The sequence below is a fragment of the Bartonella sp. LJL80 genome (assembly GCF_054871565.1).
This window is the reverse complement of sequence record NZ_JBTXLM010000006.1, coordinates 45,002-68,802: the sequence shown is the minus strand read 5'-3', so window position 1 is coordinate 68,802 and position 23,801 is coordinate 45,002. Positions and strand designations below refer to the sequence as shown.

Genomic DNA, 23,801 nt, shown 5'->3' with positions numbered 1-23,801 from the left:
TATTGTGTTGCCCTGATTGTGCTAGACCGCCACGTCCGTCATCGACCAATTGCATAGGCTTGCATCATTCGAGGCGTTGCAGCTGCCTTGAGCAAACCATCCTTGTCTCTTGAGGCCGCGGTCAAACGTCCTACTGTCCATTCATCGGCAACGTCCAGCACATGGCCGCGGCGTTTCAAGTCTGAAATGACCGTGTCGCCAAAACTGCGCTCCAGCATCAGACCTCCCGGCTTGCGCGTGCGCGGAAAAAACGATCCCGGAAAATGAGTTGAATGGAATAGTGGCTTGTCTATAGCGGCCTGCAGATTCATGCCGTAATGCACATGGCGCAGGAAGAAAGACAATTGCCATTGGTCCTGTTGATCTCCACCCGGTGTGCCGAAAGAAAGGCATGGACGCCCCTCAAATAGTGCCAATGAGGGCGTCAATGTTGTCCGCGGTCGCTTTCCCGGCACAAGAGAGCTTGGCAATCCGGGATGAAGCCAAAACATCTGCGCACGGGAGTTCAAACAAAAGCCGAGATCCGGTATGACAGGTGAGGATTGCAGCCAGCCCCCCGAAGGGGTGACCGAGACCATATTACCCTCTCGGTCAATAACATCAATATGAACGGTATCACCCTTCTTTTCGGAAAGATGCGTCATGGTTGGTTCGTAAACAACGCCGGAACCACTCATTTCGTCCAGCATAGCCACGGTCAACTCATACTGATCGATAAAACCTGGCAGCTTTCCCGGGCGAAGTTCCAGCGATGCTTGATCGCCGATAAGTTTACGTCGCTCATCGTTGTAACCTTCAGAAAGCAAGGTATCGATGGGCACTTCGTGAAAATCCGGATCGCCATAATAGATCTCGCGGTCGGCATAGGCCAATTTCATGGCTTCGGTTACCGTATGGACAAACTCTGCTCCGAGCGGATTCATCTGAGCAAAATCAAAGCCTTTGAGTAGAGCCAAGGATTGTAAAAGAACCGGCCCCTGCCCCCATGGCTTGGTCTTTGCAACGGTCCAGCCATGGTAGTCATAGGTCTGCGGTTCTTCAATAGTGGCACTGTAAGTTGCAAGATCCTGCGCTGTAATTACTCCTTTATGGCGCTGGCCGCTTGCATCCATCACTTCCGCATGTGCGAGATATTTGCCGATACTTTCTGCGACAAAACCACGATAAAACGCATTACGGGCAGCTTCAATCCCCGCTTCTCGTCCTTTGGCTGTTTCAGCTTCGGCAACAATTCTTTTCCATGTATCAGCGAGGACAGGATTTTTAAAATTCCCGCCCGCCTGCGGCAATGTCCCGTTTGGCATCCACGTTTTATAGGAAGACGGCCATTCTTTTTCGAAAAAATCTGCCAAACCGGCAATGGTATTGACCACCCGCGGCAAAATGGGATGACCATTTTCAAGGTAAAAAATCGCCGGTTCCAGCACATCACGCACGCTCATCGTGCCATAATCACGCAGCATCAACATCCAGCCGTCAAATGCACCGGGAATAACGGTGGCCAATAGGCCGTCACCTGGAATGAGGTTTAAACCTTCTTGCCTGTAATGCTCAATCGTCGCTGCTTTTGGAGCGGGTCCTTGAGCACAGATGACTTCAACCTTATCGTTTTTACGCGAATAAAAAATAGCAGGCAAATCGCCACCCGGACCATTGAGGTGCGGTTCGACAACTTGCAGCACAAACCCAGTCGCTACCGCCGCATCAAACGCATTGCCGCCCTTTTCCAATATACTCATACCGACAGCGGAAGCTATCCAATGCGTCGAAGTGACGACACCGAAATATCCAGAAATTTCCGGTCGCGTTGTAAAATCTGACATGGTCATGCCTTCCCGAATTAGTGTTCACGCGGATCAAGCGCATCGCGCAGACCATCGCCCAATAGGTTGAAACCGATAACGATAAGAAAGATTGCAAGCCCGGGCCAAATTGCCATCCATGGTGCCTGTGTCATAAAATTCTTGGCAACATTAAGCATGGACCCCCAGCTTGGTGCTGGCGGCTGCTGGCCGAGCCCCAAAAATGAAAGACTGGCTTCGGCAATAATAGCAGTAGCGATCGTCAGACTTGCCTGTACGATCAAAGGCGGCAATATGTTTGGAAAAATATATCTTAGCATAATGATCACTTTGCCCAATCCTATTGATCGTGCGCCTTCAATATAATCTTCCATTTTAACCGCCAGCACTTGCCCGCGTGTTATACGGATAAAAATCGGCATTGCAGAAAGTCCGATAGCAATCATCGCATTGGTCAGGCTGGGTCCGAGGAAAGCGGCAAGAGCAATTGCCATAATCAGAAATGGCAGAGACAAAAGTGCATCAGTAATACGTGAGATAAGCTGATCTACCCAACCACCCAGATAACCCGCCAATATACCAAGAGGAACGCCGGTACATGTGGCTATGGCCACCGAAATGATCCCCGCTAAAAGTGACGCCTGCGCGCCCCACACCATTCGAGACAGAATATCACGGCCGAGATCATCCGTGCCGAGCCAATGAGCCATTGAAGGCGCTTTCCGAATGGCAGTCCAGCTATTTGCCAGTGGATCTGCAAGTGGCAAAAGTGGTGCAACCAAAGCCAGTATAACGAAAAATGCCACGATGAATGCGCCAGCCAATGCCGCTTTATTCCGCTTGAATTTTCGCCACACACGGTTGCGTTGACGTATTGGCTTATCAACCGCCGTTTCTGTTGCCACATCGGTCATAGCGCGTTCCTCAGGCGGGGATTTAGCAGGGCATAAAGAACATCTGCCACAAGATTGATGAGAATGAAGCCCACCGCCGTACACATTACTACACCCTGCACCACCGCATAATCACGGGTGAAAACTGCATCGACAATCAACTTTCCAAAACCCGGTATTGTAAAGATCTGCTCTGTCAGCACGGCTCCGGCGAGCAGTTCGCCGAAAAGCAGCGCGCAAAGTGTAACAACCGGCAACAGGGCATTGCGGAACGAATGCCCCCAGATAATTTGCTTTTCCGGCAGCCCCTTGGCGCGTGCTGTACGGATATAGTCTGACTTTAAAACACCGAGCATCGCCGAACGTGTATGCCGCATCATGGAAGCGGCAAGACCTGTCCCCAATACGAAAGCCGGCATGATCGTGGTTTGCAGCGACCGGACCGGATCAGAAAAGAAGGGCTCGTAGCCTGAAGCTGGCAAGAGCTGCCATGTACCCGCAACAACCATCATCAACATGATACCAAGCCAGAAATTTGGAATGGATAAGCCAGTCAAGGCAAGAAAATTTGTGAGATAGTCCGGCCACCGATTACGTTTCACGGCGGCGAGAATGCCCATCGGAATTCCAAATACCATGCCGAAAAACATTGCCATGATGGCCAACTGGATCGTGACCGGCAATTTCTGCGCAATGAGTTCGAGAACCGGTTGCTTGGTGCGCAGCGAAATACCCAGATCGCCTTGAACCGCTCCGCCTAACCAACGCAAATATTGCGCCAGAAAAGGATCATTCAGGTGATATTGTTCTCGCAACATTTCCAGCGTGGCGGGATCTCGCTCTTCACCCGCCAATGCCAAAACGGGATCGCCTGGAAGAAGCTTTTGCAAGGAAAAGACAAAGAGTGAAATAATCAATAAAGTGGGTATGGCCACCAAAAGTCTTTTTACAATATAGGCAGTCATCTGACGAGCCTTTCCTGTTTCAGCCGACTTCCAAACCGTTTGTTGCTGTCATACATTGTCGATTTATACCCGCCTATTTGATCCTGACACCCTGCAAACGGATAAGACCATCCGGGTAAGGTGTAAAGCCTTCGACATTTTTTCTTATGCCGAAAATATAGGCGGTATGCCCAAGATAAATGACCGGCAGCTCATCCATATAAACATCTGAGGCGGCGTTATATTCCGCTATCCGCGCGGGTTCATCCAGCAGGCGTCGGCCCTGATCAAGATGTTCATCCACCGCCGAATTGCAGTAATGGCCGATATTGTTGCCCCCATTGCAGGTGATAAACCAGTGGATATTGCCATCCGGATCAATACGGCCCGACCAATCTTTTGCCAGAACTTCAAAATTTCCGGTCTCACCCTGATCAAGCAATGTCGCATATTCCGTTGCCCGCAAGGTGACCCTGAAACCAGCTTCAGCTGCCATTGACTGTATGATCTGCATCATTTGTGTGACGACAGAACTGTTGGAATGAGTAATTTCGACATCAATGGGTTTACCAGCAACACCTGCCTGTTCCAAAAGCGCTTTAGCCTTGTCTATATCACGCGGTTGCACCGGAAAATGCGGATTATACCATTTGCTATGCGCCGACCATGGCTGATTGCCAATATCAATCCCACCCTCGAAAACCACCTGACGAATAATGTCCCGATCAATGGAGAGTGAAAAAGCCTGCCGCACAAGTTTGTTGGAATTTATAGCCGTCTTGGAACGCGCGCCATTATCGATATTGAAATACAGACCCATATATCCAAGACCAACCGCCTTTTCTGCGTCGAGCGCATTATCGCCCTTTACACTCGCCACATCGGTTGCTGCCATACGCTCAATCATATCCAGACTGCCAGAACGCAAATTGGCAAAACGTACTGTACTGTCAGGAATAGGCAGATACGTGACACGATCGATAGAGATTTTATCCTTATCCCAATAGTCGTCAAATTTTTCCAGAACAATCCGATCCTGTGAAACGCGTTCTGAAAATTTGAAAGGCCCGGCACAAACTGGCTTGCGGCCAAAATCTGCCCCCATCGCCTCTGCGGCTTTAGGTGACACCATCATACCCGAACGATCGGTGAGCTGCGCGAGGAAAGAAGCATCCGGTTGCTTGAGTTTGAAAGTAACCTCAAATGCGCCGTCTGATGTAACATCCGCGACAGATGATAATTCACTTTTGCGCACAGATACGGGTAAACTTATGGAGCGCTTGATATTGTAAACTACCGCATCGGCGTTGAAAGGTTCACCATCATGAAACTTAACATCATGACGCAACTGCATTTTGAGGATGGTACCCCCATCACTATACTGCCACGACTGCGCCAATTGCGGGACGATATCAAGCGAAGGTGAAATGTCTACGAGCTTATCGCAGAGAGCGGCAAACACGATACGACCGGTTAGAGTACGTGATTGTGCCGGATCCAGAACATCTGGATCATCCTGCAGCCCGATACGCAATCCTTTTGCACCTGCCGGCGCCAAGCTCAATCCAAGCAATATAATAAGTATCAGTAACCGTAATTGTCGCATTATTTTCCCCTTTTTTGTTCGGCTGTTTGCGCCGTTGTTTTCACGTCAGTCCCTATTGTGGCGATTTAGAGCAAATCTACTAAATGTTGAACCAATGGTTTGCTCTAACTCTCTGTTTTATCGCAATTCATATCCGATAGTAGTGGGATTAAGAAAACGATCCTGTGAATCGTTTTCCCCACGGATGCGTTTCACACTTTTCGGGAATTGCTCTAGATAATCCATGGCTGTTTGACGAAGCAGGATCTGTTGCAATTGTAGCAAATGTTCTCGCATCGCCTCTCCTGCGCGAGCGGGGTCATGGTCTGCAATCGCATCTATGATGGCACGATGTTCGCAAAAAATCTTACCGGATAAATGCGATTTTTCCGGCATAAATTGACGCGCAAACTCACGTACCGTTTGCCAAGCCGGATCCTGACGCACCTTATTTACGAGATCAAAAAGTGAAAGAAAAAGCCTGTTGCCTGCTGCCTCGGCAATGGCGCGGTGAAATAATCCATCGTACCACTCTCTCGACTGCGTCGTCTCGCATTCCTGTAAACGTGCAGCCATATCGCGCATATGGGATATGGCTGTATTGTCAGCTCTCAAGGCCGCCAGTTGTGCCAGTTGCGGTTCAATGCGCAACCGTACCTCCATAACCTCTTGATAATCAGTTTCTTCCACCAAATGGGTTATCTGCCTATCCCAAATGTCCGGTTTGGGTCCAAGAAACGTCCCAGCCCCTTGTCGACGCCAAATGAGCCCCTCTTTTTCCAATACATCAAGTGCTCGACGAATAGCCGTACGGCTTTGCCCAAGACTGGCGGCCAAAACGCGCTCGGTCGGCAAACGCTGTGCCTCAACCGACGCTCTGTCATGCAACGCTTCCCGCAAAAGCAGCAGGGCACGATCTGCATTCTGACTTTTCAAACATGCCACCATTCAACGAATGATCCCAACCAATGTGCAATTGGTCAGAGGATGCCTTCAGTAAGACCGGGAGTCAATTAAATATTAGTCAAAAATATGAAATGCTCAAAAATAAGGCATTCACTATGTTTTGTTTTGATAAACAGATCAATCTTTAGCAAAAAAGCCTCCATCCGCTTACGATGAGCATGATGGAGGCTATGCCTTATTGTTCTAATCTCGGGGAGCTTGGCATGGATGCAAAAATTGGCTGTATAACTCCAGAGCGCTTTTTGACCTGATGCTATCCGGCCGGCGCGTCTAAAGCTTTTGAATTGTCGCAGTATCTTATCCGATTAATGTTTCACATCAATCGGGAACCGCTCTAGTCCTTAGTCATACCCGGAAATCTGATCATGCCATCGGGATAAGGTACGAAGCCATGTAATTTGTTGGTATAGGCATAGATGTAACTTGGGTGTCCAAGGTAAATAACCGGCATTTCATCCATCAGGATGGACGTCGCATCGTGATAGATTTTGATACGGGCTGCAGGATCAAGCGTTTGGCGCCCAAGCTCCAACAGTCGGTCGACCTCCGGGTTGCAATATTTTCCGATATTACTTCCGCCATTACAGCTGACGAACCAGTGTATGTTGCCATCGGGATCTACCCGGCCGCTCCAATCCTCGCGAGATACCTCAAAATTTCCTTTCGTATCCTCAGCGAGAAGCGTGGCATATTCCGTGGAACGCAGGCTGACATTGAAGCCGGCTTCTGCGACCATGGCTTGGATCATCTGCATGGTCTGCGAAACAACGGGGTTGTTGGCGTGAGAAACGAGCACATCAATCTGCTTGCCTTCATAACCAGCCTGTTTGACGAGTTGCTTTGCCTTTTCGATGTCACGTGGAAGCACGGGATAGGCCGGATCAAACCAAAGCGTTTCTGACGACCATGGCTGGTTGCCAACCAGCATTGTGCCATCATAGACAACATCGCGGATAGCTTCGCGATCAATTGCCAGCGAAAAAGCTTGCCGCAGCAATTTATCCTTGCCGATGGGGGTATCGGCTTGTGGCCCATTGGCGATATTGACATGCATGCTCAGGTAACCAACGCCGGTGATGATATCTGTTTTAAGGTTCTGATCTTGTTTAGCCTGTGCTAGATCCGTTGCTGACAAACGATCAATCATGTCCACACTACCAGCACGCAGATTGGCAAAACGTACCGTTGTATCGGCAATAGGCAGAAATGTCAGACGCTCTAACTTGATAGCATCGCGGTTCCAATAATCGTCGAATTTCTCCAAAACAATCCGATCCTGCGCGACACGTTCGACAAAACGAAATGCGCCGGCACAAACAGGCTTCAAGCCGAAATCGCTGCCCATTTCACGCGCAGCCTTAGGCGACACCATCATACCGGCGCGGTCGGTAAGCTGTGCCAGAAAGGCAGCATCGGGATGCTTCATATGGATGGTCAGTTCAAACGGGCCAGTAGCCTCTACGCTGGCGACAGAAGATAGTTCGCTTTTGCGTGCCGATTCAGGCAAAGTCATTGCACGTTGCAAGGAATAGACGGCTGCATCGGCGTTAAAAGGCGTGCCATCGTGAAACTTCACATCGTCCCGCAACGTCATTTTCAACACCAGACCGTCGTCGGAATAGGCCCAGCTTTTTGCAAGTTGCGGCACAATCGCCATATCCTTGGATATGTCGACCAGTTTATCACACATTGCCGTATAAACGAGACGGCCGACAAATGTCTTTGACATAGCAGGATCAAGCACATCAGGGTCATCCTGTAAAGCGATGCGCAATTCCGATGCTCCCGCCTGCGCGACCATGGTGAGGCCGAGGCCAATGAGAGCCGCACGAACACTCCGCGCCCTCCAGTGCCTCCCTATGAGATAGATCAGAGCCTGTTTGGGAGCTGAAAATATTCTGTAATGTTTCATTCGTACCTCTTCATAGGCGCTCGAGCCTGCATTTCATATTATAATGCTACCGTCCCTGACAATTTCACAGGATTACACGATCGGATTATTGTTTTTCTACGCCTGACAACCGGATAATACCGTCGGGATAGGCTTTGAAACCATTTATATTTTTTTGATAAGCGTAAAGCCATGAATTGTGTCCAAGATAGATCATCGGTGCATCATCCATTATAATGGCAACGGCCGCATCATAGTCCTTCTTACGTTCTTCAGGTTCCATGACGCTGCGGGCATGATCAAGCAGTTGGTCGACTTGAGGATTGCAATAACGTGTATCGTTATTACCGCCCTTGCAGGTTAAAAACAGGTGGATATTGGCATCGGGATCAATGCGACCCGACCAATCCAACCGTGCCAACTGATAGTTGCCTTGCGACATTTCCGATATCAGGGAGGCAAACTCCGTAGCGCGGAGCGACACGTCAAATCCTGCTTCCGCCACCATGGACTGGATGACCTGCATTGCCTGCATCGTCACAGTTGCATTGGCATGGATGATCTCGATGGGAATACGCTTGCCCCCAAAACCCGCCTGCTTAATCAGTTCTTTCGCCTTTTCGATATTACGAGGCTGTACGGGATAATCTTTATTATACCAATAGCTTTCAGGCGACCAAGGTTGATTGCCCACGCGGATAACGCCTTCGTAAACAACATCACGTAATACTTCCCGATCAATAGCAAGAGAAAATGCCTGACGTAGAAGTTTTTCTTTTCCCACGGGATTATCGGCGCGGCTTCCATTGCCAACATTGAAGTAAAGCCCGAACCAGCCTAGACTGACGACTGTACTGGTTTGCAGCTTGCTATCATTTTTTGCCGTTTGATAATCGGTCGGCGCGATGCGTTCAATCATATCAAGATCACCGGAGCGGAGATTGGCAAAACGGACTGCGGCATCGGGAATAGGAAGATAGGTGACCTTATCGAAATGGATATTGGCAGCATCCCAGTATCGATCGAATTTTGCCAACACAATGCGGTCTTGAGCAACCCGTTCAACAAATTTGAACGGTCCTGCACAAACCGGCGCCCGTGCCAAATCCGCCCCTAGTTTTTCAGCCGCGGTCGGCGAAACCATCATGCCGGAATAATCGGCCAATTGCGCTATAAATGCAGAATCGCGCTTTTTCAACGTGATCTTTACCGTATTTGGCCCTAGAGCCTCAACATTTTCGACTGATGACAATTCACTTTTGCGGATAGATTGCGGCATGGTCATAGCACGTTTGATATTATAAACCACGGCATCAGCATTGAACCCGGTTCCGTCATGGAAAACCACACCCTGACGCAAATTCATCGTCAGGACTTTTCCATCCTCATCGTAGTGCCAATCCAATGCGAGTTTCGGCACAAGTTTGAGATCAGGGGAAATATCGACAAGCTTGTCGCAAAGGGATGCATAGACAATTCTGCTGACAAATGCACGAGACTGCGCAGGATCAAGCACATCGATATCGTCCTGCAAGCCAATCTTTATTTCGCTGCCCAATGCCGGCAAGGCTAAACCGACCGATATGACGCAAGCGGACAGTATGGATTTCAACATCGGCATCCCTCCCCGAGAAAACATGTACAAACAATATGCAAGCCTAACAAATATTTCAGCGACAGTTAAGTCAAGCACGCCTAAAAGAGACACAGTCGACAGAAAAAAGTTTTCTGACGTAAAAGAAAGATACCGGCTTGTTATTCAATGCTTGACTTTGAACGCAAACACAACAATTGAAACAACAGCATAACACTATGCCTTCCCATAGACTTTCACTGTTTATTTCGCCTGTAACAAGACAGGTTTAATACAAGATCACAAACCATCCGTAAGGAGCTTGATGATGACCGAACAGACACCCTCAGTCTTTGATGTCAAAACGCTGTCTGCTGAGGCGCTTGCCGAGCGCTTGAGCAGTCTGCATTTTGCCGACGCTATCGACATGATCAACGACCTCGACATTGTTGAGCGTGTTAATGTTTTTACGTTCCTGCCGATTGATTACGCAATTGAACTCTTTGATAAACCGGAATTGGAACATCCGGGCGAAATTCTCGAGCTGCTGCCGACTGAACGCGCGGTTGTCATCCTCGATGGCATGTCGGCGGATGAGGCAGCCGATGTTTTTCAGGAAATGGACGAGGATACGCGTACCAAGCTTTATCCTTTGCTGAAACCATTGACACGCGCAGAATTAAAAAAACTATCAAGCTACCCGGAAGACAGCGCCGGCGCACTGATGACAACAGAGTTCATTGCCGTACCTTCAACCTGGACCGTTCGCCAGACATTGGATCATATCCGTGATGTCGAGCGCACCCGCGAAACCGTTTATGCAAGCTATGTCATTGACGCGAAAACCAGCGTTTTGATCAAAGCGGTTTCTCTACGAAATCTCATTCTGGCAAATCCCGACGAAACTATACTAGAGGCCGCAAAGAGCGGCGAGCCAATTACGATCTCGCCTTTAACAGACCAGGAAGACGTTGCACGCCTATTCCGTCGTCATGACTTGCTATCCGTTCCGGTTGTCGATGAAAGCAACCATGTGATCGGCATTGTTACCGTAGATGACGTGCTTGACGCGATGACCGAAGAAATGAGCGAAGACGCTTACAAATTCGGTGGTATGGAGGCGCTTGATAAGCCTTACATGAAAATCGGCTTCTGGGATATGATGAAAAAACGCGGCGGCTGGCTGGCTGTGTTGTTTTTAGGCGAAATGTTGACAGCCAGTGCCATGCAGCATTTTGAAGAAGAACTGGAAAAAGCAATTGTTCTCACCTTGTTTATCCCGCTGATTATGAGTTCGGGCGGCAATTCGGGTTCTCAGGCGACATCGCTCATCATCCGTGCCTTGGCATTGCGCGAGCTTGAGTTGAAGGACTGGTGGAAGGTTGCACTGCGTGAACTTCCGGCAGGCTTGTCATTGGGTGCCATGCTGGGTCTGATCGGTATCGTGCGAATTATCATTTGGCAACAAGCCGGTATTTATGATTACGGCGAACATTGGATTCTTGTTGCCGCCACCGTGGGCGCTGCTCTCGTCGGAATCGTCACCTTCGGCTCGCTTACAGGCTCGATGTTGCCTTTCTTGCTGAAACGTCTGGGGTTTGATCCGGCAAGTGCTTCGGCGCCATTTGTTGCAACACTTGTCGATGTGACCGGTATTGTCATCTATTTTTCCGTCGCCGCTCTGATTTTAAGTGGAACACTGCTCTGACACATTATGGTTAGCATCTCACTTCAATATGATTGGAAAAGAAATCCTCAAGCGCATAATTAACACCTTGAAGCGACCGTGTACCGCACATAGACGCGCTAAGGTTCAAGGTTTTGCGCGCATGTGCAACGTTCCCAGATATTAAAATCTATACAAAGAACGCAATAGGCTGGGTGAAATGCATGATAACGCGCCGCTGATCTAAGAAAAAGGATTTGAAAAAATGATGCGCGATTGGAGCTATGCCTATGACAATCTTATCCACATTCCGGATGTGGATAAAATCATGGCTGATTGGGCCGAAAAGGCCGCAAAATATCGCAAGGAGATTTCCGCTAAGGGCCTTGCAAAACTCGACCAATCGTATGGTCAAAAACCGCAAGAAACCTATGATGTCTTTCTGCCGCAAGAGCAAGCAAAAGGCATTGCTATCTACATACATGGCGGCTATTGGAAAGCGGGCGACAAGTCATCTTATTCCCATATGATGCAGGCATTTACGGCCCATGGATTTGTAGGTATCACGGTCAACTATCCGCTTTGTCCGGATGTCACAATTCCCAAGATCGCACATTCTGTCGCCAAAGCCGTCAATCACATCGCCGATACATTTGACGGTCCAATCTATCTCATAGGGCATTCAGCCGGCGGCCACCTGATCACGCGAATGGTCTGCGGCGATGAACTATTGGATCAAAACGCCGCAAAGCGCATCAAGCGCTTACTGGGTATCTCCGGCCTCTATGATCTTCGCCCCGTCGCAAAAACGGATATGAATGAAAAACTGCACCTCAGTGAAGGCGACTGCATGGCGCATAGTGCAGCCTTACTGACACCACGCAATGATATAGATGTCATGTGTATCGTAGGCGGAGAGGAGCGCACAGAACTTGTGCGCCAGACAAGACTTCTTGCAAATATCTGGTCTGGGTTTGACCTGACCATCCACGACGAAGTTGTGGCTGGCTGTCATCACCTCAGCATCGTTGAACAGGTGCTCGATAAAAACCATCCGGTCTTGCGGGCTTTCCTGTCATAGGCAAAAAAAAAACACACCCTCTTCCAAAAACGACAAAAAACCTGTATGAGGCATGCAACCATTTGCGGTGACCATACAGGTTTTGCCGTTTTTCGAAATTTCAGTGAACGAAAAGAAGATATATATGCAATTGCGCAATATTGCCATCATTGCCCACGTTGACCATGGCAAAACAACACTCGTCGACGGCCTCCTCAAACAATCAGGGAACTTCCGCGACAATCAGCGCACCAGCGAGCGCATGATGGACTCGAACGATATTGAAAGAGAACGCGGCATCACCATTCTGGCCAAGGCAACTTCGGTTGTGTGGAAAGATACACGCATCAACATCGTCGACACACCAGGACACGCTGACTTCGGTGGCGAAGTCGAGCGTATTCTCAACATGGTTGATGGTGCAATTGTGCTGGTTGACGCAGCTGAAGGCCCTATGCCACAGACAAAGTTTGTCGTCGGCAAGGCCTTGAAAGTAGGCTTGCGCCCTATCGTTGCAATCAACAAAATCGACCGCCCAGACGCTCGTGCTGATGAAGTCATCAACGAGGTATTTGACCTTTTCGCAGCACTTGATGCGACCGATGAACAGCTTGATTTTCCAATTCTTTATGGTTCAGGTCGTGATGGCTGGATGGCTGAAAATCCAGAAGGCCCGAAAGATCAGGGGCTCGGACCGCTGTTTGATTTGGTTATTCGCCACGTTCCGGCTCCGACCGTTGCCGAAGGCCCTTTCCGCATGATCGGCACCATTCTTGAAGCCGACCCGTTTTTGGGCCGCATCATTACTGGTCGTATCCATTCTGGTTCGATCAAGCCAAACCAAGCAGTCAAAGTTCTCGGGCAAGATGGCAAGCTTCTGGAAAACGGCCGTATTTCCAAAATTCTGGCCTTCCGCGGTTTGGAACGCCAGCCGATTGAAGAAGGCGTAGCTGGCGACATCGTTGCCATTGCCGGCCTGCAAAAAGGCACTGTTGCCGACACATTCTGCGACCCTGCCGTTACTGAACCATTGGTTGCACAGCCGATTGATCCACCGACAGTGACAATGAGCTTCCTTGTCAATGACAGCCCGCTTGCCGGTACTGAAGGCGACAAAGTGACAAGTCGTGTTATCCGTGACCGTCTTTTGAAAGAAGCCGAGGGCAATGTCGCGCTAAAGATTGAAGAATCAAACGACAAGGATTCTTTCTACGTTTCCGGCCGCGGCGAATTGCAATTGGCCGTCTTGATTGAAAACATGCGTCGTGAAGGCTTCGAGTTAAGTGTTTCACGTCCCCGTGTTGTCATGCAAAAAAATGAAGACGGAACGACATTGGAGCCGATCGAAGAAGTCGTTATCGACGTTGACGAGGAATATTCCGGTACTGTTGTTCAAAAAATGTCCGAACGTAAGGCGGAAATGATCGAGTTGCGTCCTTCCGGCGGCAATCGCGTTCGTATGGTGTTTTATGCTCCGACACGTGGTCTGATTGGCTATCAATCAGAGCTATTGACCGATACACGTGGCACAGCTGTTATGAACCGCTTGTTCCATGCTTATGAACCCTACAAGGGTGAGATCGGTGGTCGTGTCAACGGCGTCTTGACGTCCAACGACAGCGGTGAGGCCGTGGCTTATGCATTGTTCAACCTTGAAGATCGTGGCCCGATGGTTATTGATGCCGGTGTAAAAGTTTATCAAGGCATGATCATCGGCATCCATTCACGTGATAATGATTTGGAAGTCAACGTTCTCAAGGGTAAAAAGCTGACCAATATTCGTGCTGCAGGCAAGGATGAGGCTGTAAAATTGACACCACCCATCAAGATGACTTTGGAGCGGGCATTGTCCTGGATTCAGGATGACGAGCTTGTTGAAGTTACGCCAAAGAATATCCGTTTGCGCAAGCTCTATCTCGATCCGAATGAGCGTAAGCGTTTTGAAAAATCACGTTCAACAGGCGCTGCCTGATCTTCGAACTCAATCATGCCGGATACCTGTTGGTATCCGGCTATTTTTATTCTGGAAAGGATGTCTATATGAATATTGATGCAATACCCATCGGCAAAAATCCCCCGGAAGATGTCAATGTCATCATCGAAGTGCCGGTTGGTGGACAGCCGATAAAGTACGAAATGGACAAGAAGTCCGGTGCACTTTTTGTAGACCGCTTCCTTTATACCCCAATGACCTATCCCGGAAATTATGGCTTTGTTCCGCATACTTTGTCGGAAGATGGCGACCCGATCGATGTTTTGGTATGTAATACCCGTCCTTTGGTGCCCGGTTGTGTTATCAATTGTCGCCCAATCGGTGCCCTTATCATGGAAGATGACGGCGGCAAGGACGAAAAAATCATTGCTGTACCGACCCCTAAACTGACGCAGCGTTATGTTGATATTCATGATTATGCCGATATGCCTGAAATTACCTTGAAGCAAATTGAACATTTCTTCGAGCATTACAAAGATTTGGAACCCGGTAAATGGGTGAAAATCGGCGGCTGGCGCGATGAGGATTATGCGCGTGAATTGGTAAAGCAGGCGATTGAGCGCGGCAAAGGCACCTGATCCCGTCTTCATGCGCAATTAAGATTTTTTCAGCGCAAGACGGTCCATTGGATAGTAAAATACCCGCTTGTTTTTCAAGCGGGTATTTTTATATGGTGCTATGTCTTCAACATCGTTGTTCGTCAAGCTTACACAGCCAAAGCGGCTGCGTCAAAACCTCTGCCACATGGCCATGGATGTTCGCTTTGCGAAAAAACAGAGCATTTATTTGACAGCAGCGACGCATGCAGTAAACTGATCAACGAAGAAAAAAAACGAGATGAATCCGAAAGTATGTAAGCTTAGGATTCAGTATTTGGGGAATATCGATATAAACGTTTGAAGCAGCTTTGTTCTGCTTTGGCGTTTATGCGTTTCAGGTAGGAGGCCAAGGTCATGCACCGAGCTGAATTGAGCGGCATGAAAGGCTCACATGTTTCAAAGCATGATGTAGCGGCTGTCGCCATCGGAAATGCCGTCGAATTTTATGATTTTATCGTTTATGCCACATTTGCTGTGATGATCGGCAATACATTTTTTCCTTCAGACAACGCATTTTCCAGCCTTTTGCTTTCGGTTTCCGCTTTCGGCATCGGCTTTATTGTAAGACCCTTAGGGGCCATTCTTATCGGATCCTATGCCGACAAGGCAGGTCGAAAGCCCGCCATGCTTCTGACGATGGGTTTGATGGCTATCGGAACTGGCGGTCTGGTTATTCTTCCTGGGTATGAGACAATCGGTATCGCAGCCCCCATTCTTCTGGTCATTGCGCGGATGGCTCAAGGGCTAGCATGGGGCGGAGAGGCTGGGCCTGCAACAACCTTTATTATGGAAGCGGCTCCTCGGGGTAAGCGTGCATTTTACGCCAGTTGGCAGATCGTGGCACAAGGCGCAGCGGCTATAACGGCTGGTCTCATCGGTTTTCTGCTTTCTCTCGTGCTCAACACGGAACAATTAGGCTATTGGGGGTGGCGCATACCCTTTGCTTTAGGTTTGGCTATCCTGCCAATCGCTATCTATATGCGGCGGCATTTGAGCGAGACACTCCACCCTACGGATGTTGAAAAGGCGGTCACAACACAGAGTTTGTTGAGCGAAGTTTTTGGAAAATATCGAACTTTGGTTCTCATCGGTATCTTTATGTTGTCGGGTAGCACCATTACCCAATATTTTTTAAATTACATGACAACCTATGCACTCACTGAGCTGCATTATAGTGCAGATTTCGCTATGATATCAACGCTTGTTGTCGGTGTAAGCGTCGTCGTCTTTGCTTTAATCGGCGGTCTTTGTGCCGATCGTTTCGGGCGCGGCGTGACCATTGTAGTGCCGCGTATCATCTTATTGGTCGCTTTATGGCCCGGTCTCTACGCCGTCAATAAGTTTGATAATATGTTTGTCTTCTTCGGAGTCATAACGCTGTTTACAGCATTGCAAAATATCAGCGGTGCCGGCATTGTTGTATTTTTATGCGAAAGTTTTCCGCGATACATCCGGGCAACCGGATTTTCTATCTCCTACGCGTTTGGCATAACGATTTTCGGTGGGACAGCGCAGATTGTAGTTTCTTGGCTTTTAGAATTCACCGGCAATCCTTCGTCGCCGGCCTACTATCTCATCATCGCAAACATACTATGTCTTGCCGCGGTTTTTTGGGCGCGTGTAACTGCAAACAAATCATTGGTCCAGCGCAACGACCCAAAGGGTACGGAATCATCCATCGATCATTAGAGGAGCCTAGTTATGTCTCAATGCATGGAATGGAAAGCATGGTCGCACTATGACGCGATCGGCCTTGCCGGATTGCTCGATAAGCGTAAGGTCACTGCCGAAGAATTGGCACGTCAAGTACAAACCGCAACCCAGGCGCTCAATCCTAAAATAGGCCCGGTGGTCGAGCTGTTTGACGATGCCATAGCCGATCCATCCACCGATGGAACAAATTTACACGGTCCGTTTAAAGGTGTGCCTTTGCTGATGAAAGATCTTGGCCCCGCTATCAAAGGACGTCTTCAAGAACAAGGTTCGAAATTTCTGAAGGGCAATCGCAATATAGAAGACGCCTTTTTGACTAAGCGCATCAGAAAGGCCGGATTGAATATTATCGGACGTACCACTGTGCCAGAATTCGGCGTTTGTAGCTCGGTAGAAAATCCGGATATCTATACAACGCGCAATCCTTGGAATCCGGACTATACGTCGTTTGGCTCGTCGGCTGGTGCCTGCGTGGCGGTCGCATCCGGTATTCTACCACTCGCCCATGGAACAGATGGCGGAGGTTCCATCCGTATACCGGCAGCCAATAACGGGCTTATCGGCCTCAAAGCTTCACGCGGGGTATTCTCCATCTCACCCAACCTTTCTGACATTTCCGGCTATGTTTCAACACAAGGCTGTGTCAGCCGAACTGTTCGAGATAGTGCCGCATTCTTGGATTATTGCCGCGGCGGGGATGTTGGGGAGTTTATGCCATATTGGAAAAGCAACACCTCTTATCTTAAGCAAATTCAACAAGATCCTGCGCCTCTCAAAATTGCACTTTCACATGAATGGGCAAATTATCGCTCCGAATCCTCCTTTATTGATGCCCTGAACGAAGCTGGGTGTTTTCTGGAAGCGCTTGGTCACAAAGTCGATTATGTCGTGCCCAGCGTCGATTTTTCCGCGGCCTATCAAGCACAGACAACTTGCTATATCAGCAATTTCGCCCAATTTATCGCGCGCTGGCTTGAAAAAAAGGGCTTGCAGCGTCCACCGCAAGATTTGATTGAGCCTATCAATATCAAAATCTGGGAAGCGGGTGTGGGGATGCTTTATACTGAGCGTTGGAAAATGCAGGACATATTCAACAAAGTTTCGCGTCAACTCGGGCAATTTTATGAGGATTGGGATATTATTCTCACGCCGACTTTTGCGAAAATGACACCGCAATTAGGTGATAAAACCTATTTGACTACAAGCGATGAACCTTGCGTTCTCAATTGGTTTGAGACCCTGTGGGGAATATTTCCCTATACGCCGATTGCTAGCCTCACTGGAACGCCTGCAATATCAATTCCTATGGGCAGACAGGAAAACGGCTTACCCTTGGGAATGCAAGCTCAAACGCGCCAAGGTGATGATGGCTTGCTTTTGCAATTGGCGGCACAAATTGAACGAGCTTTAGGCCCCAATTTCAACCAGCCTATACCCATGGTTCATGTTTCAAACCTCGCCAATCACGTAGGCGGACTATAGAGGTCGAGGCGAATATAGCGATCAGATCAAAAGAACATCCCTTGATATGCACGCCACATAAAAATGCGCAGGAAATAGATGATAAGGAAAACCACAATGGGCGAGATGTCGATTGCACCAAGGTTTGGCAGGATACGGCGTATCGGTGCAAGCACTGGTTCTGTTGCACGATATAGGAAGTTACCGATGCCGGCAACCAACGGATTGCGTGGATTGACGATGTTAAAGGCATAAAGCCACGAGTAAATGGCGCTGGCTATTAGAATAAAGATATAAATACTGAAGATCAGATCAACGACCTGGAGTAAGGCAAATATCATTTTTATTTCCTTCAATGCTTTTACAGCAACGCCAACGCTCTTGCAGGTCGTCTTGCGAGCGACCAATCCCTGCACAAGGATTTAGCGTTTAACCGCTTTGTCGACAAGTGCCTTATCAATATGATTGAAACTTAAAGGCAAAAAGATGGATAGAAGCGCTATTTTTCTGCAGCTTCTTCAATCCCGATGGCAACCTGCTTTTTCTCTCCGGCAAAAATGAGATATATCCCGATGATACTTGCAAGTATTGCTATAAACACGAGATACCACATTTGCACCATTGGCAAAAAGGGCTTGAAGAGATTGATTGCCCACGGCGTCAATCCACCAAAAATAGCGTATGAAACGTTATAGGAAAAAGACAGCCCCGAAAAACGTACGGCAGCGGGAAATGCCCGCACCATCACATAGGCTACGGCCCCGACAAATCCAGCAAAGAAGCCAAGGAAAGCAGAAAGCACGAAAAGCATGGTCACCGAATGCCCGGCATAAGTGTAGAAAACATAAGAGACAAAGGCAAAACAGATACCTGCAATACTGAAGAAGCGGCCACTGCCGATACGATCACAAAGATAACCTGCCACCGGCGTTCCTAAGATGAGAAAAAGGCTGGTAATGCAATTTGCGGCAAGCGCCATATCGGCTGAATAGTTATAAGGTTCCGCTTTCATATAATTCGGCGTTAAAAGCGTGCTGATCATCACAGCGGCTGAAAGCGTCCAAGTCAGAAGCACAGCCACGACAACCCCGCTGAAATATTTGGTCACGACCAGTTTTAGCGGCACCTCTTTGGACAAAGCGCTTTTCTTCTTCATTTCTTTAAAGATAGGTGTTTCGTCCAAAAAGCGGCGCAACCAAACTGCGACCAATCCGAATACTCCGCCAATTATGAATGCACAACGCCATCCCCAAAAGGCGGTAATATCTTCAGGCCAAGGCAAAACGGCGTTATGGACAATATGGTTGATGGCAAAGGCAATGAGCGAACCGATAAGAATACCCAGCGACAGACCTGACGTTAAAATTCCCGTTGCTAGCCCTGCATAACGTTGCGGCACATGTTCGGCAACAAAGGTCCATGCACCGGGAACCTCTCCGCCCACGGCCAAGCCTTGCATCATACGGCAGACCAGAAGGATCAGCGGGGCAGCCACGCCCCAATGTGCATAAGTGGGAACAAAAGCCATACCGAGCGTAGCAATTGACATTAAAAGCACCGAGAAGGTGAAGATGCGTTTGCGTCCAATCCTGTCGCCAAGATGCGCCATGACAATGCCGCCGATGGGCCGCATAAGATATCCGGCTGCAAAGATACCATAGGTCCAGGTCGTGGCGAGCCAAGGTGACATTTCTGCGGGAAGAACGGTACGTGATATCTCTGCGGTAAAGAAAACGAAAATGATGAAATCATAAAATTCCAGCGCGCCGCCGAGGGAAGCCAAACCCAGAGTGCGCATGTCACTTCGGTTTAATCTGCGTGCCGGAACCATCACTATACCCTCACCTTTTAGAACTGTTTTGACTTAAAACAGGTTGCCTCTTGACCTTCCCCCATGGGAACCCTTCATATGTAAGAAAAACAACATTCAGTAAAGGAAAGAAATGATGTCAGGGATTGATCCTATCGTTTTTAAAGTGGAAGACATGACTTGCGGGCATTGTGTCAAGACAATTACCAATGCCGTTCAGGCCGCTTTTCCCAATGCGCAGGTTTCAACCGACTTATCCAGCCATCAAGTAACGGTAACAGGCGGCGGAGATCCGCAGAAGGTTGCAGATATTATAAAAGAAGAAGGCTATACCCCCCAAATTCCATGATTTTCTTCTCAAGCGGGCTAGGGTCAGGAGCTATTAATTTGACTGATATGGCACAATAAACAGCAAAGAGATGCGCGAAGGAAAGCGAAAACCAAGTGGTATACCCGGGTGAGCTTTTCGACCTGATGCTATCCGGCCAGCGCGTCTCAAACTTTTGATTTGTCGCGGTGCCTTATCCGATTGATGATTCACAGCAATCGGGAACTGCTCTATAATCATCCGATGATACCGCTGTCAATTTCTACTTCCGGCCTTCAAAACACGAACGGAGATACTGCTAAAGCAGCGTCTCCAACCCATTGGACGTCATACTCGGTTGAAACGGGACAATCTCCACACGGGTGAGGCCGAGTTGATAAAACGGATCGGTTTCCATCAAGTTTCTCACGGCATCAAGGCTTTCACCTTTCGACAGTATGACACCGCCAATACGCGGGACACGCCTGCCTGATGCAAGAAAATAGCCTTCATCATAGTTTTTCTTCAGCCACCGGACATGTGCCTCGATGTGTGCATCAACTTCTTCTATCGGGCGAATATAGGTCAATAGAACTACGTAGATTGTGGACATAAGTCACTATCTTCTTGATTAGAGTTGGTGATGAGCTTGATAACACGCGCCGCAGTCTGCCAAACTCTCGATAACCTGACAGTCATGCACTTTATGCCCGCCGCAATTTTCTGTCATCCTTTCAAGTTCTTTTTCCAACATTTTCAACCGCTCAATCCGTGCGCGCGTCTCAACCAATTGCTGTCGGGCGATATTATCGGCTTCACCACAAGGCTCGTCCGGGTGCTTGGACAGCGCTATCAATTGGCGAATGGAATCGATCGAAAATCCTAAATCGCGCGCATGCAATATGAAAAGCAGTCGTTTATAATGCGGATCGCCATAGCGCCTTTGGTTACCACTTGTGCGTTCAGCGGGCTGTAAAAGCCCGATTTTCTCATAATAACGCATTGTCTCGATATTGCAGCCGGTCGCCTTGGAGAGCTCTCCGATAGAAAATTGCTTTATTTTCATTTTTTCTCTTGAACCTGTAGTGACTACAGGAATTATATAGATGAAGGACAGCAATTTATCTAGCTTTTATGGCACAATAAAATGGAGATTTCCATGAGACTGACGGATAGCCACCCAAAGCATGCAACAGAGAAAGCACATCAGCATGAAAAGGCAGGGTGCTGCTCGACAGACGCCCTCTCAACACATAGCGCATGTGGGTGCGACGATCATGACCATGTTGAAAAAGGCGGATGCCACGATCACGATCATCATGGGCATGAGCATGAGCATGAGCATGAAAAAATAGATGACACTTTTGTTGAAGAAAAAAACAGCATTGTTTGGCATGTAGAGGGTATGGATTGCACATCGTGCGCTGCGACGATTGCCAAAGCGCTGCAGCGTATGCCGGGAACCGATAACGTCCATGTTTCGCTCACGCGTGAACGGCTGGCCTTGAAGTTGGATGACACCAAAACAACGCGTGAAGAGATTGAAAAAACAGTCTCGTCCTTAGGTTACAAACTCGAAAAACTGGAAGGTGACAGGAAACAGGAGACGGCTGATAAAAGCTGGTGGCAAACATCAAAAGGAAAAGCCGCTCTATCCTCTGGCCTACTGCTTGTCATCGCTTACGCAGTATCGCTGGCAATTCCTTCTTTGTCTTTCTGGATATTTACGCTCGCTGCATTGGCCGCCCTTGTACCTGTTGCAATGCGCGCTTTTTCAGCGCTGCGCAATGGCAGCCCGTTTACGATAGAAATGCTGATGACCATCGCAGCAATAGGCGCCATATTTATCAACGCAACCGAGGAAGCTGCTGTTGTCGTATTTCTATTTTGTGTCGGTGAAGTGTTGGAGGGCGTGGCAGCGGGTCGGGCCCGTGCTGGCATTAAAGCATTGGGTCAGCTCGCGCCCAAAACGGCATGGCGCGAGACCAACGGGAAGTTAGAAGAGATATCCGCCGAGAGCCTGGCGATAGGTGACGTCATTGTTGTGCGACCGGGTGACCGTATCGCAGCCGATGGCGAAATTATTGACGGTATGTCAGGGGTTGACGAATCCCCTGTTACAGGTGAATCCGTTCCCGTTGTGAAAGGGATCGGAGAGAAGGTTTATGCCGGTTCGATCAACAGCGAAGCAACGTTGAGGATAGAGGTTGAAACCAAAGCATCCGACAATACAATTGCACGCATTATAGCTTTGGTGGAAGAAGCACAGGATGCCAAAGCCCCCACAGAGCGGTTTATCGACGCCTTTGCAAAAGTGTATATGCCCATCATCGTCGGCATTGCTATACTTATAGCGGTTATACCACCGCTTTTCGATGGGTTTTGGACGCAGTGGACCTATCGCGCCCTGACATTGCTATTGATCGGCTGCCCCTGCGCTTTGGTCATTTCCGTTCCGGCGGCAATTGCCTCAGGCCTTTCAGCCGGTACACGTTTAGGATTATTGGTCAAGGGTGGAAACGTCATTGAAACACTGGCAAAACTCGACCGTATTACGTTTGACAAAACCGGCACTTTGACACAAGGCAAGCCGGTTGTGACCGATATCGTCGGTATAGGAAAAACCGACGACGCGCTTTTATCGCTTGCTTACGCATTGGAGCGGGAATCCAGTCATCCCTTGGCCTTGGCGATTGTGAAGGAAGCAGAAAGTCGTCATCTATTGCCAGTTGATGCAAAAAATGTTCGCGCCATTGCCGGTAAAGGAATTATTGCTTCGGCTGAAAATCAAACTGTGTTTATTGGTGCCCCACGTTCCGCCGCCGAGTTTGGGACCCTTCATCAGGACTATTCAAAACAGGCAGACAAGCTTGAGGCGCAAGGAAAAACGGTTATTGCTATCTTATCAAACGGCGAGGCCGCGGGTTTGATAGCCTTGCGGGACGAACCAAGGGATGATGCCTTGGAGGCAATCGCTCAGCTCAAACAACTCGGCATAGAGAGCATCATGCTTACTGGCGATAACAAACGAACGGGAGAGGCTATCGCAGCAACGCTTGGCATGTCCGCGAAAACCGAACTCATGCCAGAAATGAAAGCCACTGCAATTGCCGATCTCAGAAAAGGGCATCTGGTTGCAATGGTCGGAGACGGCATTAACGATGCACCCGCACTCGCGGCTGCTGATGTAGGCATTGCCATGGGATCGGGTACAGACGTTGCACTGGAGACTGCTGACGCAGCAATCTTGCGCAACCGTATTGGCGATATAGCCACACTAATACGGCTTGCTCGCAAAACCATGGGTAACATCAGACAGAATGTTGCGATAGCACTCGGTCTAAAGGCCATATTCTTGATCACAACCATATTGGGGATTACCGGCCTGTGGCTGGCGATCATGGCCGATACCGGTGCCACCGTTCTAGTAACGCTCAACGCTTTGCGGTTGCTGACCTTTAAAAAATAAAAAAAAGCGGTTCGCAAGAACCGCTTTTTTGATTTCAATAAGTTCCGGAGAAGCGCAATCGCCTTCCCT

At 48.8% G+C, this 23,801-nt stretch carries 19 protein-coding genes; 8 read left to right on the top strand and 11 right to left on the bottom strand.

What is annotated here, in order from left to right; genetic code table 11:
* Window positions 1-38 precede the first annotated feature (38 nt).
* The 7 genes from ACYSNS_RS10620 to ACYSNS_RS10590 all read right to left on the bottom strand — a co-directional run bounded on the left by ACYSNS_RS10620 (window position 39) and on the right by ACYSNS_RS10590 (window position 9,702).
* Window positions 39-1,823, bottom strand: a complete 1,785-nt coding sequence (locus tag ACYSNS_RS10620) for a gamma-glutamyltransferase family protein (RefSeq protein ID WP_461723133.1) — start codon at window positions 1,821-1,823, stop codon at window positions 39-41.
* A 17-nt stretch (window positions 1,824-1,840) separates the two neighbouring features.
* A complete protein-coding gene (locus ACYSNS_RS10615; protein WP_461723132.1) occupies window positions 1,841-2,716 on the bottom strand; it encodes an ABC transporter permease in 876 nt (291 codons plus the stop codon).
* Window positions 2,713-3,660 carry an ABC transporter permease gene (locus ACYSNS_RS10610; protein ID WP_461723131.1) on the bottom strand — a complete coding sequence of 316 codons (948 nt, stop codon included), beginning with the start codon at window positions 3,658-3,660 and terminating at the stop codon, window positions 2,713-2,715. The genes ACYSNS_RS10615 and ACYSNS_RS10610 overlap by 4 nt, the downstream gene beginning before the upstream one ends.
* Window positions 3,661-3,733: 73 nt before the next feature.
* The gene (locus ACYSNS_RS10605; protein WP_461723130.1) at window positions 3,734-5,245 is read right to left on the bottom strand and encodes an ABC transporter substrate-binding protein; all 1,512 of its coding nucleotides are present in this window, start codon (window positions 5,243-5,245) and stop codon (window positions 3,734-3,736) included.
* A 117-nt stretch (window positions 5,246-5,362) separates the two neighbouring features.
* Entirely contained in the window at window positions 5,363-6,169 is an 807-nt protein-coding gene (locus tag ACYSNS_RS10600; RefSeq protein ID WP_461723239.1) for a FadR/GntR family transcriptional regulator, read from the bottom strand.
* A gap of 355 nt (window positions 6,170-6,524) precedes the next feature.
* A complete protein-coding gene (locus tag ACYSNS_RS10595) occupies window positions 6,525-7,991 on the bottom strand; it encodes an ABC transporter substrate-binding protein (RefSeq protein ID WP_461723238.1) in 1,467 nt (488 codons plus the stop codon).
* 196 nt (window positions 7,992-8,187) lie between these two features.
* On the bottom strand, window positions 8,188-9,702 hold the full coding sequence (locus tag ACYSNS_RS10590) for an ABC transporter substrate-binding protein (RefSeq protein ID WP_461723129.1): 1,515 nt from the start codon (window positions 9,700-9,702) through the stop codon (window positions 8,188-8,190).
* 280 nt (window positions 9,703-9,982) lie between these two features.
* On the opposite strand from ACYSNS_RS10590, the gene mgtE reads away from it, so the two are divergent.
* From mgtE to ACYSNS_RS10560, 6 genes are all read left to right on the top strand, one after another.
* Window positions 9,983-11,362 (top strand): magnesium transporter, encoded by a 1,380-nt coding sequence (gene mgtE, locus ACYSNS_RS10585; protein ID WP_461723128.1) that lies wholly within the window; start codon window positions 9,983-9,985, stop codon window positions 11,360-11,362.
* Between the two features lie 223 nt (window positions 11,363-11,585).
* Window positions 11,586-12,401 (top strand): alpha/beta hydrolase, encoded by an 816-nt coding sequence (locus tag ACYSNS_RS10580; protein WP_461723127.1) that lies wholly within the window; start codon window positions 11,586-11,588, stop codon window positions 12,399-12,401.
* Window positions 12,402-12,525: 124 nt separating this feature from the next.
* On the top strand, window positions 12,526-14,352 hold the full coding sequence (typA, locus tag ACYSNS_RS10575; protein WP_461723126.1) for a translational GTPase TypA: 1,827 nt from the start codon (window positions 12,526-12,528) through the stop codon (window positions 14,350-14,352).
* A gap of 68 nt (window positions 14,353-14,420) precedes the next feature.
* Window positions 14,421-14,951, top strand: coding sequence for an inorganic diphosphatase (ppa, locus tag ACYSNS_RS10570; protein ID WP_461723125.1), 531 nt, complete (start codon window positions 14,421-14,423; stop codon window positions 14,949-14,951).
* 375 nt (window positions 14,952-15,326) lie between these two features.
* Complete coding sequence (locus tag ACYSNS_RS10565) at window positions 15,327-16,661, top strand: MFS transporter (RefSeq protein WP_461723124.1); 1,335 nt, start codon at window positions 15,327-15,329, stop codon at window positions 16,659-16,661.
* A 12-nt stretch (window positions 16,662-16,673) separates the two neighbouring features.
* The gene (locus ACYSNS_RS10560; RefSeq protein WP_461723123.1) at window positions 16,674-18,167 is read left to right on the top strand and encodes an amidase; all 1,494 of its coding nucleotides are present in this window, start codon (window positions 16,674-16,676) and stop codon (window positions 18,165-18,167) included.
* 26 nt (window positions 18,168-18,193) lie between these two features.
* Here the strand turns inward: ACYSNS_RS10560 and ACYSNS_RS10555 are convergent, their stop codons facing one another.
* Window positions 18,194-18,487 (bottom strand): YggT family protein, encoded by a 294-nt coding sequence (locus tag ACYSNS_RS10555; RefSeq protein ID WP_461723122.1) that lies wholly within the window; start codon window positions 18,485-18,487, stop codon window positions 18,194-18,196.
* Between the two features lie 158 nt (window positions 18,488-18,645).
* The gene (locus ACYSNS_RS10550) at window positions 18,646-19,977 is read right to left on the bottom strand and encodes an MFS transporter (RefSeq protein WP_461723121.1); all 1,332 of its coding nucleotides are present in this window, start codon (window positions 19,975-19,977) and stop codon (window positions 18,646-18,648) included.
* Window positions 19,978-20,089: 112 nt separating this feature from the next.
* Between ACYSNS_RS10550 and ACYSNS_RS10545 the strand changes: the two genes are divergently transcribed.
* Window positions 20,090-20,305, top strand: coding sequence for a heavy-metal-associated domain-containing protein (locus ACYSNS_RS10545; protein WP_461723120.1), 216 nt, complete (start codon window positions 20,090-20,092; stop codon window positions 20,303-20,305).
* 277 nt (window positions 20,306-20,582) lie between these two features.
* On the opposite strand, the gene ACYSNS_RS10540 is transcribed toward ACYSNS_RS10545, so the two are convergent.
* On the bottom strand, window positions 20,583-20,876 hold the full coding sequence (locus ACYSNS_RS10540; protein ID WP_461723119.1) for a YciI family protein: 294 nt from the start codon (window positions 20,874-20,876) through the stop codon (window positions 20,583-20,585).
* Between the two features lie 18 nt (window positions 20,877-20,894).
* On the bottom strand, window positions 20,895-21,329 hold the full coding sequence (locus ACYSNS_RS10535) for a MerR family transcriptional regulator (protein ID WP_461723118.1): 435 nt from the start codon (window positions 21,327-21,329) through the stop codon (window positions 20,895-20,897).
* 93 nt (window positions 21,330-21,422) lie between these two features.
* Between ACYSNS_RS10535 and ACYSNS_RS10530 the strand changes: the two genes are divergently transcribed.
* Complete coding sequence (locus ACYSNS_RS10530; protein ID WP_461723117.1) at window positions 21,423-23,732, top strand: heavy metal translocating P-type ATPase; 2,310 nt, start codon at window positions 21,423-21,425, stop codon at window positions 23,730-23,732.
* Window positions 23,733-23,801: the final 69 nt, after the last annotated feature.

Coding starts and splice junctions, on each gene's coding strand:
- ACYSNS_RS10620 (WP_461723133.1), bottom strand. CDS start 1,823: ATGTCAGATTTTACAACGCGACCGGAAATTTCTGGATATTTCGGTGTC.
- ACYSNS_RS10615 (WP_461723132.1), bottom strand. CDS start 2,716: ATGACCGATGTGGCAACAGAAACGGCGGTTGATAAGCCAATACGTCAA.
- ACYSNS_RS10610 (WP_461723131.1), bottom strand. CDS start 3,660: ATGACTGCCTATATTGTAAAAAGACTTTTGGTGGCCATACCCACTTTA.
- ACYSNS_RS10605 (WP_461723130.1), bottom strand. CDS start 5,245: ATGCGACAATTACGGTTACTGATACTTATTATATTGCTTGGATTGAGC.
- ACYSNS_RS10595 (WP_461723238.1), bottom strand. CDS start 7,991: ATGGTCGCGCAGGCGGGAGCATCGGAATTGCGCATCGCTTTACAGGAT.
- ACYSNS_RS10590 (WP_461723129.1), bottom strand. CDS start 9,702: ATGCCGATGTTGAAATCCATACTGTCCGCTTGCGTCATATCGGTCGGT.
- mgtE (WP_461723128.1), top strand. CDS start 9,983: ATGACCGAACAGACACCCTCAGTCTTTGATGTCAAAACGCTGTCTGCT.
- ACYSNS_RS10580 (WP_461723127.1), top strand. CDS start 11,586: ATGATGCGCGATTGGAGCTATGCCTATGACAATCTTATCCACATTCCG.
- typA (WP_461723126.1), top strand. CDS start 12,526: ATGCAATTGCGCAATATTGCCATCATTGCCCACGTTGACCATGGCAAA.
- ppa (WP_461723125.1), top strand. CDS start 14,421: ATGAATATTGATGCAATACCCATCGGCAAAAATCCCCCGGAAGATGTC.
- ACYSNS_RS10565 (WP_461723124.1), top strand. CDS start 15,327: ATGCACCGAGCTGAATTGAGCGGCATGAAAGGCTCACATGTTTCAAAG.
- ACYSNS_RS10560 (WP_461723123.1), top strand. CDS start 16,674: ATGTCTCAATGCATGGAATGGAAAGCATGGTCGCACTATGACGCGATC.
- ACYSNS_RS10555 (WP_461723122.1), bottom strand. CDS start 18,487: ATGATATTTGCCTTACTCCAGGTCGTTGATCTGATCTTCAGTATTTAT.
- ACYSNS_RS10550 (WP_461723121.1), bottom strand. CDS start 19,977: ATGGTTCCGGCACGCAGATTAAACCGAAGTGACATGCGCACTCTGGGT.
- ACYSNS_RS10545 (WP_461723120.1), top strand. CDS start 20,090: ATGATGTCAGGGATTGATCCTATCGTTTTTAAAGTGGAAGACATGACT.
- ACYSNS_RS10540 (WP_461723119.1), bottom strand. CDS start 20,876: ATGTCCACAATCTACGTAGTTCTATTGACCTATATTCGCCCGATAGAA.
- ACYSNS_RS10535 (WP_461723118.1), bottom strand. CDS start 21,329: ATGAAAATAAAGCAATTTTCTATCGGAGAGCTCTCCAAGGCGACCGGC.
- ACYSNS_RS10530 (WP_461723117.1), top strand. CDS start 21,423: ATGAGACTGACGGATAGCCACCCAAAGCATGCAACAGAGAAAGCACAT.